Source organism: Neisseria sp. P0021.S007 (assembly GCF_051956855.1).
The window spans coordinates 366,488-380,529 of record NZ_JBQCXA010000002.1 but is presented as its reverse complement, the minus strand read 5'-3'; the positions used below and the strand labels follow the sequence as shown (position 1 = coordinate 380,529).

The window sequence follows — 14,042 nt, the reverse complement described above, 5'->3', positions numbered from 1 at the left end:
TTTCAGACGGCCTTTTATTATTCAATAAAGATAGCAGAAGTTCATTCGCCATATCCCCCATCTTTGCTACAATATCCCTTTTCTTTTTTATTGATTCCACTATGACCAACGCACCCCAAACCAGCACTATGCAGCGAATTTTCTCGCGCAAAATGCTGATCTGCATTTTCACAGGCTTCACTTCGGGGTTGCCGCTTTATTTTCTGATCAACCTGATTCCGGCATGGTTGCGCAGCGAACATGTCGATTTGAAAACCATCGGCCTGATGGCACTTATCGGGCTGCCTTTCACTTGGAAATTTATCTGGTCTCCCGTCATTGATTTGGTCAGATTACCTTTTTTAGGACGGCGACGCGGTTGGATGCTGGTTACGCAAATTGGTTTGCTGCTGACCTTGCTCATTTATGCCTTCCTAAATCCTGCTCAGCATTTATATGTAATTATGGGCTTATCGTTGGTGGTCGCTTTTTTCTCTGCCAGCCAAGATATTGTATTGGATGCATTTCGCCGCGAAATTTTGTCAGATGAAGAATTAGGCTTAGGCAACTCTATCCACGTCAACGCCTACCGTATCGCCGCTTTGGTACCCGGATCGCTCAGCTTGATTTTGGCCGACTTGATGCCTTGGCACAACGTATTCATCATTACTGCACTATTTATGCTGCCCGGTCTGCTGATGACCTTGTTTTTAGCTAAAGAGCCTGACATTCCACCATCTGTGTCGCGTACATTTGCCCAAACAGTCTCTGACCCTTTCAGTGAGTTCTTCTCCCGCAAAGGAATCAAACAGGCCATATTGGTATTGCTGTTTATCTTTCTCTACAAACTGGGCGACAGCATGGCCACTTCTTTGGCTACACCTTTTTATCTGGACATAGGCTTCAGCAAAACCGACATCGGCCTCATCGCCAAAAATGCCGGTTTATGGCCTGCTGTCATTGCCGGTATTGTAGGCGGTATTTGGATGATAAAGCTCGGTATCAATAGAGCTTTGTGGATTTTCGGCGTGGCGCAATGGGTTACTATTCTAGGCTTTGCTTGGTTGGCAAATTTTGGCAAGTTTGAAACCATCACACTGACAGAGCAAATGATGCTTGCGGCCGTGATTGGGGCAGAAGCAGCGGGCGTAGGTCTGGGTACAGCGGCGTTTGTTGCCTACATGGCTCGTGAAACCAATCCTGCATTTACGGCCACACAATTAGCCCTCTTTACCAGCCTGTCAGCCGTTCCACGTACATTTATCAATGCTTCGGCAGGCTATCTGATTGAAGCGATGGGCTACTTCAATTTCTACTGGCTGTGTTTCGCTTTGGGCATACCGGGCATGTTGCTGCTGTTTAAAGTGGCACCGTGGAATGGTGAAAAAGTGAGTAACTAGATTGCCAGTCTAAAACATCTAGCAAAACAAAAGGCCGTCTGAATATTCAGACGGCCTTTATCATACAAAAACTTTATTCGGCAGCAGGTTTGACAGTACTGCGGACATCGCCGCTTTTTTCTTTATGTTTCAAAACAGCGCGGTCGAGTTTGTCCATCAAAACATCAATCGCGGCATACATATCCTGTTCAATCGCTTCAACGTGCAAATCTTTGCCTGCCAAATGCACATCGGCTTCGGCTTTCTGGCTGACTTTTTCCACCGAGAGCGTGATGGTCACGGAAATGATGTTGTCGGCGTGGCGACTGATTCGTGCCAACTTGTCGGAAACGTAGTTTTTGATGGCTTCGGTAACATCAAAATTCAGACCGGTGATTTTCAGATTCATGATACAGCTCCTTCGGTTGGTTAGTCCGTCAAAACGGATCGGAATATATCTACTCGGTAAATTTTCGTTTGTGTGCCGGTGGGATGTCTAATGATTCTCTATATTTAGCAACTGTACGTCTGGCAATTTCAATGCCGCGTTGTTTTAATAATTTGACGAGGGTCTCGTCCGAATAGGGTTTGCTGCTGTCTTCACTTTCAATCAACTGGCTCAATACGGCTTTGATTGCGCCTTGGCTGAACCCTTCGCCATCATCATCGGCATTGACTGCCTGTGTGAAGAAATAGCGTAACGCAAACAGGCCGCGCGGGCAAGACAAATATTTCTGATTGGCGGCACGCGAGATGGTACTTTCCGCCAAACCCAATTCGGCGGCGGCATCTTTCATCAGCATGGGAGACAGGCCGATTTCTCCGAAGATGAAAAAATCTTCCTGATTTTTGACGATATACTCGGCAAGGCGGAGGACAGTGCTTTTACGCAGCTCCAAAGAATCAATGCGCTGCTTGGCTTCGTTGATTTTTTCCTTCCACTCCGGTGCGCCCTCTTCCTCTGATTTCATCAGGTCGCAATATTCCTGATTGAGCTGCAGCTTCGGCCAAGCCGCTTCGTTGCTGATGACTTCCCAGCCGTCCTTGCCCTCTTTGACCCAAACGTCAGGCTGAATATAAGGCGTAGGCGTGGCAGAGGCGAAGCCGTAGGCTGGATAGGGATTGAGCCCGGCAATCATATCGAGCGCGGCTTCTATGGTTTTGCTGTCGGTATCGGGATAAAGTTTGCGGAAACGCAGAACGTTTTGTTTGCGGTTTTTGCCTAAGTCTTGAAGCGAACTTTGCACCAAATGCGCGGCCATTTGTCGGGCAGGAGAAGCCGGCAAACGCATTAACTGCAACATAAGCGACTCGGTCAAATCCGCCGCCGCCACGCCGGGCGGCTCAAAGGTTTGCAATACATCCAGCGCGTTTTGCAGGGCTTCTTCGTCCAGCATCCATTCCAACGGCGTGTGGTCGATAATTTCTTCGAGGCTGTCGGTGAGGTAGCCTTGTTCGTCCAAAAAATCAATCAAGACGTGAACATAGGCCGCTTCCACTTGCGAGAGCGGATGCTCGCACACTTGGGCATGCAGATAGTGTTTGAAATCCTCTTCTTCGGCGATGTTGCTCCAAATATCTTCGGCATCGTCGCCGCTCAACTGCTGACCTGCGCGCGGCATGGTTACCGCACGGTTGAGCCCGCTATCGGCAAATTCATCGCTTTCCGGACGCTCAAGCAGAGGATTGTCTGACAACCAGTCTTCCACTTCGCGCTCAAGCTCAAGACCCGACATCTGCAAGATGCGCAGAGACTGTTGCAGCCGCTGGTTGAGCTGCTGGGTCTGTTTGAGTTTAAGGACGAGTGAAGACATAGTGTTTAATTCGAAATGTATGGATAGTTTTTCAGACGGCCTTTATACGGCAGGCCGTCTGAAAGATTAGTTTATCGGTATTATATTTGTATTTTTAGTGATTATTCCAATATTTATAGCCGCCCTCAATTGAAATGAGGGTCTCATATACCGTCAAATATGCATTCAATATTTGAAATTTTCACCCAAATAAACCGAACGGACTTGTTCATTGTTGACTAAATCATCCGGCTTGCCTGAAGCCAATACCGTACCGTCGCTGATGATGTAGGCACGGTCGCAGATGCTGAGGGTTTCGCGCACGTTGTGGTCGGTAATCAATACGCCGATACCGCGTGATTTGAGGAACTCGATGATTTTCTGAATATCGATGACGGCAATCGGGTCAACGCCGGCAAAAGGTTCGTCCAACAAAATGAAACGCGGCTGCATGGCCAACACGCGCGCGATTTCGACACGGCGGCGTTCGCCACCGGACAAGGACGGCGCAGGGTTGTTGCGCAGGCGCTCAATATTCAAATCTGCCAACAGTTTTTCAAGTTCGGCATCGATGCGGCTTTTGTCCTTCATGCTGATTTCCAAAATGGCGCGGATATTTTGTTCCACGGTCATTTTGCGGAAAATCGAGGCCTCCTGCGGCAGATAGCCAACGCCGAGGCGGGCGCGTTCGTGAATGGGCAGGTGGCGCAATTCTTGGCCGTCCAACATTACGCTGCCTGCATCGGCGGCAATCAGGCCGACTATCATGTAAAAGCTGGTGGTCTTACCCGCGCCGTTGGGGCCGAGCAGGCCGATGACTTCGCCGCTTTCGATTTCAAGGGAGAAGCTTTTGACGACTTGGCGTTTTTTGAAACTTTTTTGCAGGTTTTGAACCACAAGACGGCTGTTGTTTGCGCTCATATTCTGTTGACTTTCGATATTGACCTCAGGCCGTCTGAAACTTTTTCAGACGGCCTTTTTGTGTGTTTTCTTATTTGTTTTTCTGCGTACTGGACGGCTGGATAACAACGCTGACGCGGCCGGATTTGGCGGCGGATTTCACACCGGATTTGGCGCTGCCGTTGATGGTGTAAACCTCGGTTTTGGTGTTGTAAGTGATGACCGCACCTTCGGCCACATCGCCGCCGCGCTGTACTTTGGCATTGCCGGACAGAGTAACGAGGTTGGCTGCGGAAGAATACATGACGGTATTGGCTTGGCCGTTGACTACGCCTTTGCCGCCGTCCAACTCTTGGCTGAATTTGACGGGCGAGCCGGTGGCTTTCATCAACTGCTCGCTTTTGTCGTTGCGCGAAACGGTCACGCTGCCGGCACGGATATTGAGCGTGCCTTGTTTGATGATGACGTTGCCGGAAAAGGTGGTGCTTTGGTTGTTTTGGTCAAGCGAGCCTTGGTCGGCTTCGATTTGAATCGGCTGCTTGCTGTCGCTTTGCAGGGCAAAGGCCGGGCTGGCGGCAAAAACGGCAACAAGGGCTAAAGTTTTACAAATTTTTTGTATCATAAATTGTGGCTTTCACTTTGGAAGGGAAATTCAGCAAACCGGTTTTGTGATCATAAGTCATGCCGTTTGCCTGACCGCTGGACTGTCCGTATTGGAAAGTAACGGGGCTGTCGGTATGGGCGTATTGCGCCTCGGTATCGACATTCAAGCGTTCGGTTTTGACGATGCCGGCCAAACGCTTGGCATCTGCCGCTTTGTTTAAGACAACATTCTGTTCAAAAACGACTTTCTTGTTTTGAATATTGTACGCTGCTTTGTCACTGCCGACTTCGTACAGCAGGCTGCCGTCGCGGTAAAACGAAAGATGTGGTTTGTCCAAATGCACGTCTGCGCTATTCGGATATTGGACGGCATCGACCGCGCTCAGGTTTTCTTTCAGACGGCCTTCTTGGTCAAAACGTTTGCCGTTGATGCCTTTCATCGAATATTGCGGCTCATTCGGATTGAGGACGACTTCTTCGACCTGCACTTCGCTGATGCGGCCGAGCCACGCCGCCAGTGCGCCGAGTGAAACGGCCAACACCAGCGGAAAGGCGATTCCGTAACGCCATCTGATTTTCATCGTACATACTCTTTCAAAGCAGGTTCAAGCGTACCTTGCGCCTGCATAATCAAATCGCACACTTCACGCACCGCGCCTGCGCCGCCGGAACGTCGGGTTACATAATGGGCGTATTGCAAAGTAAACCAATGCGCTTCCGGGACGGCGACCGCCAATCCGCAACGCACCATCACGGGCAAATCGACAACATCGTCGCCGACAAAGGCGCACTCATGCTCCTCCACACCGGCCTGTTCGCGTAATTGGGCGTAGGCGACACGTTTGTCATGAATGCCTTTGAAGTAATAGTTGATACCGAGCTGCTTCACGCGGATACCGACGGAAGGCGCATCGCGGCCGGTAATAATCGCCGTTTGCACGCCGCTGGCCTGAAGCATTTTCAAACCATGTCCGTCCAAAGTGTGGAACGATTTGATTTCTTCGCCGTTGTCGCGAATAAAAATGCGGCCGTCGGTCAAAACACCGTCCACATCCAGTATCAGCAGTTTGATGCCTGAAGCGCGTTGTTGCAGGTCGGAAGAGAGGTTTTGCATAAGGTTTCCTTGTTTCAGACGGCCTATTCTAGCATAAGGCCATCTGAAAACGTTTTTGCCGTCGATTCAGACAATTCGTGCCATCAATAAATCGTGCATGTTCAGCGCGCCAATCAGCACGCCGTTTTCTTCGACCACCAGCAAACCGTTCACATGGCCGCTTTGCATGGCTTTCAAAGCTTCGGTGGCGAGACGATCGGCAGAGATGGTTTTCGGAGAGGCGTGCATGATGTCGTCCACTTTCAAACCGGCAAAGCTGTCGCGTTCTTGAAACAGACGGCGCAAGTCGCCATCGGTAAATACGCCTTTCAGACGGCCTTCGGCATCGGTTACCGCCAACATACCCAAGCCTTTTTCACTCATGCGGACAATGGCTTCTTTTAACGGCGTGCCCAACAAAACGGCTGGCAGGGCTTCGTCTTTGTGCATGATATCCGCCACGCGCAGCAACAGGCGTTTGCCCAAGCTTCCGGCCGGATGGCTCAAAGCAAAATCATCCGGCGTAAACGCTCGCGCCTGCAGCAATACCACCGCCAGCGCATCGCCCAAGGCCATCACGGCGGTCGTACTGGAAGTCGGTGCAAGGCCGAGCGGACAAGCTTCTTTGGAAACCGCCGCGGTAATATGGATATCGGCATGACGCGCCATGGTCGAAGTCGGATGGGCAGTGATACAAATAAGCGTGATGTTTTTACGTTTCAACGCCGGAATAATCGCCGCAATTTCATCGCTTTCGCCGGAATTAGAAATGGCAACCACGACATCGTGGTCCACAATCATGCCCAAGTCGCCGTGTGCCGCTTCGGCAGGATGGACGAAAAACGCAGGTGTGCCGGTAGAAGCCATGGTTGCCGCCATTTTGCGGCCGATGTGTCCGGACTTACCCATGCCGGTAATGACGACCCTGCCCTTGCAGTGCAACAATGCTTCCGCCGCACGGATAAAATCATGGTCCAAAGCCGCCGCAATTTCGCGCAAACCTTCGGCTTCCGTATCCAATACATCGCGCGCCCAGTCGAGATAAAGTGTGTTTTCCGCCATCAAAGCCACCTTTCGTGCTTGAATTTAGGTTTGTTTTGCCCAAATTAATCGGCTGTAAACTGTTCAAATTCATCGAATCGGCGTAGCATTACCGCCACTTCACAAACAAACCTATTATGTAAAAGGAATCAGAGATGACTATTTTATCGGACGTTAAAGCATTAGGACAACAAATCTGGTTGGACAATCTCTCCCGTTCGCTGGTACAAAGCGGCGAATTGGCAGAAATGCTGAAGCAAGGTGTGTGTGGCGTAACTTCCAATCCTGCCATTTTCCAAAAAGCCTTTGCCGGAGATGCCCTGTACGCCGATAAAGTAGCCGCACTCAAACAGCAAAACCTGACCCCGAAACAACGCTACGAAACCATGGCGGTTGCCGACGTACAAGCCGCTTGCGACGTATGTCTTGCCGAACATGAATCCACCGGCGGCAAAACCGGCTTCGTCAGCCTCGAAGTTTCGCCTGAATTATCCAAAGACGCACAAGGCACGGTTGAAGAAGCGCGCCGCCTGCACGCCGCCATCGGCCGTAAAAATGTCATGATTAAAGTACCGGCAACCGACGAAGGCATCGAAGCGCTTGAAATCCTCGTTTCAGACGGCATCAGCGTCAACCTGACCCTGCTCTTCTCCCGCGCCCAAACCCTCAAAGCCTATGCGGCCTACACGCGCGGCATTGCCAAACGTTTGGAAGCAGGACACGACGTTTCCCATATCCAAGTTGTCGCCAGCTTCTTTATTTCCCGTGTCGATGCCGCATTGGACGCCACCCTGCCCGACCACCTCAAAGGCAAAGTCGCCATTGCACTGGCCAAAGCCGCCTATCAAGATTGGGCGCAATACTTCGGCAGCAGCGAATTTGCCGCACTTGCCGAAAAAGGTGCCAACCGCGTCCAACTTTTATGGGCATCTACCGGCGTGAAAAACCCTGCCTATCCTGACACGTTGTACGTTGATAGCCTGATTGGCGCCCATACCGTCAACACCGTTCCCGATGCCACACTCAAAGCCTTTATCGACCACGGCACCGCCAAAGCTACTTTGACCGAAGGTGTGGACGAAGCCAAAGCGCAGCTTGCCGAAACCGCGAAACTCGGCATTGATGTCGAAACTTTGGCAACTCGTTTGCAGGAAGACGGTTTGAAACAATTTGAAGACGCTTTCGCCAAACTACTGGCTCCCTTGGCTTAAGCGGATTGAACGGACGGCCGAGAAACTTAAATCATTTTGAAAAGTCTCAGGCCGTCTGAAACCCAAATTCGGACGTGTACGGCACGCCCTTTTCTATCACGATTTGAATACCGTGCAGGCATACTTCCCCTGCCCTACAAAACCACCCTGCCATGTATATAGGACGTTTCGCCCCCAGCCCTACCGGCCTGCTTCATATCGGCTCCCTACTGACCGCCGTCGCCTCCTATACCGACGCGCGCGCTCATCAGGGCAAATGGCTGGTCCGCATTGAAGACCTTGACCCCCCGCGCGAAATGCCCGGCGCCGCCGCCGACATTTTGCGCACGCTTGAAGCCTTCGGCTTTGAGTGGGATGGCGAAGTCGTCTATCAAAGCCGCCGTTACGACCTATATCAAGACACCCTCGACCACCTCAAAGCAGCCGAGCTGGTGTATCCCTGCTATTGCAGCCGCAAAGACTGGCAGGCGGCGGCAACACATGGCGCAGACGGATTTGTATATAACGGCCGTTGCCGCAATCCTCAGCAAAGACCCGATACGCAAAACAAAACTCCGGCATGGCGCATTCAAGTTCCCGATCGCGTGATCGGTTTTTCAGACGGCATTGTCGGACATTACGCACAAAATCTGGCACACGATATCGGCGATTTCGTCCTGCTCCGTGCCGACGGCTATTGGGCATATCAGCTTGCCGTGGTTGCTGACGATGCCGACCAAGGCATAACCCATATTGTCCGCGGTCAAGATTTGCTTGTTTCCACGCCACGCCAAATCTATCTGCAACAATGCCTCGGCGTTCCCACACCGGCCTACGCACACCTTCCCCTATTGACCAACAGCCAAGGGCAAAAATGGTCGAAACAAACCCTTGCCCCGGCTTTGGATTTGAATCAAAAAGAACAACTTCTCCGCCAAGTCCTAACCTACCTCAACCTGCCCGATGCACCTGCTATGAACCGTCCGCAGGAATTGCTCGATTGGGCGGTGGCACACTGGCAAATGGACAAAATCCCAAAATCGTCCATTATCACGGACTGAATTAGCATGATTACAACAAAATTACTCTGGGTATTACAATATTTCATAAAATTATGTAAGTAATCTTCCGACTCATCCCAAACCATGCCCAAGAAGCGAAAAATCATGTATATTTTAAAAATTTCCTAAAATTGTCACAAACTGATAATTTCAAGGTTGTAACAACATACGGCTGACGCGTTATTGAGGATGACAAAGCGCGGCAGATCTCCCACGATACAACAAAAAGAATACCGCTATGCCAAGTGCCATTATTGTAGAAGACGAAGTATTAGCAGCAGAACGCTTACGTGTATTATTGGAAGAGTGCAATGTCGTACTGCTCAACGTCTTTCACCATGCCATGCCAGCATTGGAGTGGCTGAGTGTCCACGAAGTCGACATCGTATTTGCCGACATCGGCATGCCGGAAATCGACGGTCTCGAGTTTGTCGAACGCATTAAGCGTACCGCCAAACGCCAGCCGGAAATTGTATTCACCACAGCCTACGAAGAACACGCCCTGCGCGCGTTTGAGCTGGCCGCCGCAGACTATCTGCTCAAACCGATCAAAATGACCCGCCTGCAAACCGCGCTTGACCGCATCATCGAGAAAAACCGCGAAAAAGCAGACAGTTTCACCCATTTCAAAGTGTACAACCGCGAACGCATGGTTGAAATCCCATGGCAACAGGCGCGTTACCTGATGGCGGAACACAAAACCGTCTATCTGTTTACCGGCGACGGCCACAGCTACGAATTACCGAAGACCTTGGTTTACTGGGAAGAATTGCTGGGCGACAAAGTCATCCGCATCCATCGCAATGCCCTCGTCTTCCGCCACACCCTCGACAGCCTGATTCGACTGGACGACGACGAAAACGACGAATACGCATCCACATGGGGCGCTAAAATTCTCGATATTCCGACCCCGCTGCCCGTCAGCCGCCGGCAACTATCCACTCTGCGGAAAATTATTAAAAACAGCATCTAACAATGCGCTCCTTGATTAGCTCTTTTTAAATCAAAGGCCGTCTGAAAAGATATTTTTCAGACGGCCTTTTAACTTCTTAGCCAAATAGTAGAAAATTAAAAAAGAATAGCCTAAGTCTGTCATTTAACTTTATCCAAGCTCTCAATTTGATCAAAGCTTGTTATATCCACAAACAAAGTTTTCCATTTTTTAATCCAGCATCTCTCAATTACTACCACTCAACAGAAAAGGCCGTCTGAAAAAATTCAGACGGCCTCGATGCTTAATCCTTACCAATTAAAAGAACAATTCACGCCAGCTGATGCGTTTGAGTCCGCATGTACGGCCTTGTACTTCCAGGCTAACCAGCTGGTTAGACAAGAGACTGCGATCGCCTTTGGTTGCAAAACATTTATTGTTTGGCACGCTCGGCGTAGCGTTCAACTCCTTATCCGTACCCGTGCCGCCGCTATCGCCATCGGCAGTTACCGGAGAATCATCGGCTTTGCTGGAATTTATATAAGTAAAGTTGATAACACCATCAAAAGTCATACCGTTGGCGTAATAAATCTGGCCATTATTCTCGCGTTTGATAAATGTACGATCCTTGCTGGAGATACGCGCATCACGCAAGCCCAAACGACCGCCATTTTCAGCATTTACACCCAGAATAATCGTTTTCGCTGTCGTTTGTGTGGATGTACTGTCCGGTAAACAAACATCGGTACTAGAAGAGTCAGTATGAATTGTTTTGGTTTCATACTTGCGGATGGTCACAACAGCTGTACGCAAAATCATCGTCGGCTTGACAGTCACACGTTCATTCGGATCTAAAGTCAGACTCCAGCCTTTTTTACCTTCACCAACCTTATTGTCGCTGACATAAATATGTTCGTCGTCACTTTCTCTGGTTTGCTGTTCCAACTCACTACTTTTTGCCAAAACCGCATCAGTAGATACATCATCGTAAATACCGTAAACGGCATTGATTTGTCCGTTAGTACCTTCTAGTTCATTCTGATAAATCTCGCTACCCGTACCAAAAATAACGACATACTTATCTTTACCACGACGTGATACCGCAGGCGCAGACGTAATCGGTTGATTCCCCGAACCTTGGAAAATCATTTGCGCCGACCATTCAGACTCGGTTTTACCTCTCAAGTCGAAGCGGAACATATTGCCGTAACGGTCACCGGCATAAGCAATATCAACAATACCGTCAAAATCGGTGTCTACCAAAGTAGGGGTAGAGAGGCCGCCTTTGCCATTCGGTGCAGGAATTCTAGCTAAGAGCTTGCCGGCTTTAGAAGAAGAAACATTAGTACCAGTATTTTTTGTCCCTGCCTCTTTCCCTGTCATATCATAAACATACAAAGCCGTTTCATTGTCGGCACTGTTCACATCCTCAGTACGATAGCCGCTAGCCAAGAAGCCCGCATAACGCACATTCGATTCCAGATTGACCGGAGTGGTATCGCGTTTGATGGAAACACGGCCGATTTGTGTCGAACCAATGGTATAACCCAGCTTATTGTCAAAGCCTTTTTTTGTTTCAAACAAAGGCACAGTCGTATTCCAACCACTACGATCGCTGTTAGCTACCGCACCAATATTCAACGCATACGCACCGCGTCCACCTTGACCCATCGCACCAAACATAAAGGTTTGCTTATCAGGTGTTTGGCGGAGAACAAAGCCACCATTAACCATATAACGGTGCGGCGTGCCAGAGCCGTAACCATCGCGTGCAATATCTTTCAGAACCTTGCCCAAAGTTGTCGCTTGACCTTGATCGTCCTCGCGCTCCATGCCTGCCGGAATATAGCTGAGTTTCAAGTCATAAGGATTGCTAGGCGTACCATTACGGAAAATATGTACCATGCCGTCATTGGCAGCAGAGACCAAAAACTCTTGACGGTTGTCGCGCTTATCGCCAATAGCTGCAACCGAACCATCTAAAATATCGCCTAAATTACGTTCATCTTTACTTGAATCAGCAGAATCTGTCGGACGAATTCGATAAGACTGGCTATAACCTTTTGTCTCTGCATCCGCTTTGATGGTTTCATCACTACCTACTCGGCCAGTCCATTTCAGCAATGCATTTTTCCATTCCAACTTATCTTTCGCACTACCGTCTGAAATGCCAAAATCGGCATTTGAAGCCTCATTATCTGCAACTCTATCGATGAAATAGGTCTTACTGCCGTCATTAACCAAAGTAAGGCGGTTATTAAATGATGGCTGAACAAACTCAGTCGTATTGATAGGTGTACCATCACGGTTCAATTTATAAAACCGCAATTGACTACTCCAAGAGCCGGTATTCAAATGAACCGTTGCCGCCATATCGGGAATACCCATACTGGTCGTTGCCGGAGCAGTAGAGGATACTCCTTCAAATTTCGTATTTTTGCTGTCATTTTCAATATTGTCGACAATGGTTTTAAAGGCTTCAAGCAAATCTTCTTTTTTCGCAGCATTAAAATACCAGTCTGGACGGCTCGCACCCTTTTCCAGATACTCTCTCCCAACTTCAGAGATCCCCTCACCAAAACCCACAGTAAAAGTCTGAACCAATTGCTTGCTGTAATCTATGCCTTTGGGATCGCTTGGATCACCATCCCAGCTCTTACCCGCAGCATCTGAACCGTCTTTTGCTGTTTTAATGTCTTTTTCTGCCAAAGTCTGGCTAAAGAAACGCATACCGCGTTTTTCATCCTTATAGTTCCTATCCCAATAAGGAACAATAATTTCGCCTGCAGCTACCCACATATACCTACCATAATTAGGATCATACTCATGCTTATATTTACTAGATTGACATAGCAATTTCTTTTCATTCTCAGGCAAGCCAAAATCATTATCATATTGATAAGGTAGAAAATCAAAGTATCCTTTGATACGACCTCCACCATTAAAGAATTTACCTTTCCCATAGCTATCATCATTAGCCTTCACTTCAGACGGACCAAAATATTGGTATGCAGACGTACCCGCACTACGTTCAATATCGCGGTAATAGTTTGAATAGTAATAATCCCTATCGTAGTTGAAGTTAGTATTACGAGATAAACGAGGATCTTCACCTGGAATCTGGTTACTACAACTCATATTGGCATCGCCGTCCGACATCACAATCACATAAGACTTCTGACAACGGTATTTGATATTGGGCATCACAAAGTTTTTGACTACTTCATAGTAGCGGCGCGTGATTGGCGTAGCATGGCCAGGATCAATGCCATCTACCCTCCTTTGAACATCCTTCCAATCATCGGTAAAGCCCCCCTCATCTGGAGTATCAGTACGACCATTGTTATGCAGAGTTTGCAAACCCCACTGGAATCGTTGTTTTTCGCCATACTCTTTCAATACCGATTTTAGGGCCTCCTTAGTAATCGTTATTCTTTTATCAGCCCGTACAGATGTTTCCTTACCTTGTACATTCCATTGCATACTGCCCGAGTCATCAATCAAAAACATAATATTGTGTTTGACTTTGGGTTGGCCGCTGACGTCGGTTTTGTTTTGCAGGTAAAAAGGAGTTTGGGCAAATTGCTGCGTATTTGCCTGAACGGAAATGCTGATAAGCGCTAAAGCGGAAGCGACGCTTGCATGAATGAGGCGATGGCGGCCTGATGGAGCGTTTTGCATAATGTGTTCTTTTTTCATCGGATAATCTCAGCTAAAAATGACGTTGTTTTTATTTTTTATAAGGTTACGATTCTAGCATAAACAGCCTGTTTCATGTTTGATTCGGCTGAATTTCCCGACACCTGCATTTCAAACACAACAAAAATGAAACAATCTGCCTGCTCAGTTTTAAGACGGCCTGACTGAATATTTAGTTCAACCTTATTCATCAGGCATTCCAAAAGCAAGGGACTGTACCGTAAAGATAAAACGTTTTTAAATTATCGATTATTGGCTCTACGCTTGAAATTCCTATTACTTTGACTTAAAATACACTGCTTCTACGGCATAGACCGCTATGTCTGAAAAAGCACGTTACACAGCAAAATCAATGCTGCGGAGCGTGTTTTTT

Annotated in this window: 12 protein-coding genes; 4 read left to right on the top strand and 8 right to left on the bottom strand. The window is 48.6% G+C overall.

What is annotated here, in order from left to right; genetic code table 11:
- Positions 1 to 128: 128 nt before the first annotated feature.
- Positions 129 to 1,379, top strand: coding sequence for an AmpG family muropeptide MFS transporter (locus tag ACTHUR_RS04850; RefSeq protein WP_191620593.1), 1,251 nt, complete (start codon positions 129 to 131; stop codon positions 1,377 to 1,379).
- Positions 1,380 to 1,452: 73 nt separating this feature from the next.
- Here ACTHUR_RS04850 and hpf read toward each other — a convergent pair whose 3' ends face one another.
- From hpf to ACTHUR_RS04815, 7 genes are all read right to left on the bottom strand, one after another.
- A complete protein-coding gene (gene hpf, locus ACTHUR_RS04845) occupies positions 1,453 to 1,767 on the bottom strand; it encodes a ribosome hibernation-promoting factor, HPF/YfiA family (protein WP_004518850.1) in 315 nt (104 codons plus the stop codon).
- A 49-nt stretch (positions 1,768 to 1,816) separates the two neighbouring features.
- Positions 1,817 to 3,172 (bottom strand): RNA polymerase factor sigma-54, encoded by a 1,356-nt coding sequence (gene rpoN, locus ACTHUR_RS04840; RefSeq protein WP_004518851.1) that lies wholly within the window; start codon positions 3,170 to 3,172, stop codon positions 1,817 to 1,819.
- A gap of 165 nt (positions 3,173 to 3,337) precedes the next feature.
- A complete protein-coding gene (gene lptB / locus ACTHUR_RS04835; RefSeq protein WP_003679854.1) occupies positions 3,338 to 4,072 on the bottom strand; it encodes an LPS export ABC transporter ATP-binding protein in 735 nt (244 codons plus the stop codon).
- Between the two features lie 70 nt (positions 4,073 to 4,142).
- Entirely contained in the window at positions 4,143 to 4,673 is a 531-nt protein-coding gene (lptA, locus tag ACTHUR_RS04830; protein WP_004518852.1) for a lipopolysaccharide transport periplasmic protein LptA, read from the bottom strand.
- Complete coding sequence (gene lptC, locus ACTHUR_RS04825) at positions 4,654 to 5,235, bottom strand: LPS export ABC transporter periplasmic protein LptC (RefSeq protein ID WP_004518853.1); 582 nt, start codon at positions 5,233 to 5,235, stop codon at positions 4,654 to 4,656. The genes lptA and lptC overlap by 20 nt, the downstream gene beginning before the upstream one ends.
- Positions 5,232 to 5,768, bottom strand: coding sequence for a KdsC family phosphatase (locus ACTHUR_RS04820; RefSeq protein WP_004518854.1), 537 nt, complete (start codon positions 5,766 to 5,768; stop codon positions 5,232 to 5,234). The genes lptC and ACTHUR_RS04820 overlap by 4 nt, the downstream gene beginning before the upstream one ends.
- A 66-nt stretch (positions 5,769 to 5,834) precedes the next feature.
- Positions 5,835 to 6,809, bottom strand: a complete 975-nt coding sequence (locus ACTHUR_RS04815) for a KpsF/GutQ family sugar-phosphate isomerase (protein WP_004518855.1) — start codon at positions 6,807 to 6,809, stop codon at positions 5,835 to 5,837.
- A 134-nt stretch (positions 6,810 to 6,943) separates the two neighbouring features.
- On the opposite strand from ACTHUR_RS04815, the gene tal reads away from it, so the two are divergent.
- The 3 genes from tal (at position 6,944) to ACTHUR_RS04800 (ending at position 10,012) form a co-directional block, all read left to right on the top strand.
- Positions 6,944 to 7,999, top strand: coding sequence for a transaldolase (gene tal, locus ACTHUR_RS04810; RefSeq protein ID WP_004518856.1), 1,056 nt, complete (start codon positions 6,944 to 6,946; stop codon positions 7,997 to 7,999).
- A gap of 152 nt (positions 8,000 to 8,151) precedes the next feature.
- The gene (gene gluQRS / locus ACTHUR_RS04805; RefSeq protein ID WP_440361234.1) at positions 8,152 to 9,039 is read left to right on the top strand and encodes a tRNA glutamyl-Q(34) synthetase GluQRS; all 888 of its coding nucleotides are present in this window, start codon (positions 8,152 to 8,154) and stop codon (positions 9,037 to 9,039) included.
- A 238-nt stretch (positions 9,040 to 9,277) separates the two neighbouring features.
- Positions 9,278 to 10,012, top strand: coding sequence for a LytR/AlgR family response regulator transcription factor (locus tag ACTHUR_RS04800; RefSeq protein ID WP_003686784.1), 735 nt, complete (start codon positions 9,278 to 9,280; stop codon positions 10,010 to 10,012).
- A 276-nt stretch (positions 10,013 to 10,288) separates the two neighbouring features.
- Here ACTHUR_RS04800 and pilC read toward each other — a convergent pair whose 3' ends face one another.
- Entirely contained in the window at positions 10,289 to 13,651 is a 3,363-nt protein-coding gene (gene pilC / locus ACTHUR_RS04795; protein ID WP_224783384.1) for a PilC family type IV pilus tip adhesin, read from the bottom strand.
- Positions 13,652 to 14,042: the final 391 nt, after the last annotated feature.

Excerpts from the sequence above, each read along its gene's own strand:
- ACTHUR_RS04850 (WP_191620593.1), top strand. The coding sequence starts at position 129 with ATGCAGCGAATTTTCTCGCGCAAAATGCTGATCTGCATTTTCACAGGC.
- hpf (WP_004518850.1), bottom strand. The coding sequence starts at position 1,767 with ATGAATCTGAAAATCACCGGTCTGAATTTTGATGTTACCGAAGCCATC.
- rpoN (WP_004518851.1), bottom strand. The coding sequence starts at position 3,172 with ATGTCTTCACTCGTCCTTAAACTCAAACAGACCCAGCAGCTCAACCAG.
- lptB (WP_003679854.1), bottom strand. The coding sequence starts at position 4,072 with ATGAGCGCAAACAACAGCCGTCTTGTGGTTCAAAACCTGCAAAAAAGT.
- lptA (WP_004518852.1), bottom strand. The coding sequence starts at position 4,673 with ATGATACAAAAAATTTGTAAAACTTTAGCCCTTGTTGCCGTTTTTGCC.
- lptC (WP_004518853.1), bottom strand. The coding sequence starts at position 5,235 with ATGAAAATCAGATGGCGTTACGGAATCGCCTTTCCGCTGGTGTTGGCC.
- ACTHUR_RS04820 (WP_004518854.1), bottom strand. The coding sequence starts at position 5,768 with ATGCAAAACCTCTCTTCCGACCTGCAACAACGCGCTTCAGGCATCAAA.
- ACTHUR_RS04815 (WP_004518855.1), bottom strand. The coding sequence starts at position 6,809 with ATGGCGGAAAACACACTTTATCTCGACTGGGCGCGCGATGTATTGGAT.
- tal (WP_004518856.1), top strand. The coding sequence starts at position 6,944 with ATGACTATTTTATCGGACGTTAAAGCATTAGGACAACAAATCTGGTTG.
- gluQRS (WP_440361234.1), top strand. The coding sequence starts at position 8,152 with ATGTATATAGGACGTTTCGCCCCCAGCCCTACCGGCCTGCTTCATATC.
- ACTHUR_RS04800 (WP_003686784.1), top strand. The coding sequence starts at position 9,278 with ATGCCAAGTGCCATTATTGTAGAAGACGAAGTATTAGCAGCAGAACGC.
- pilC (WP_224783384.1), bottom strand. The coding sequence starts at position 13,651 with ATGCAAAACGCTCCATCAGGCCGCCATCGCCTCATTCATGCAAGCGTC.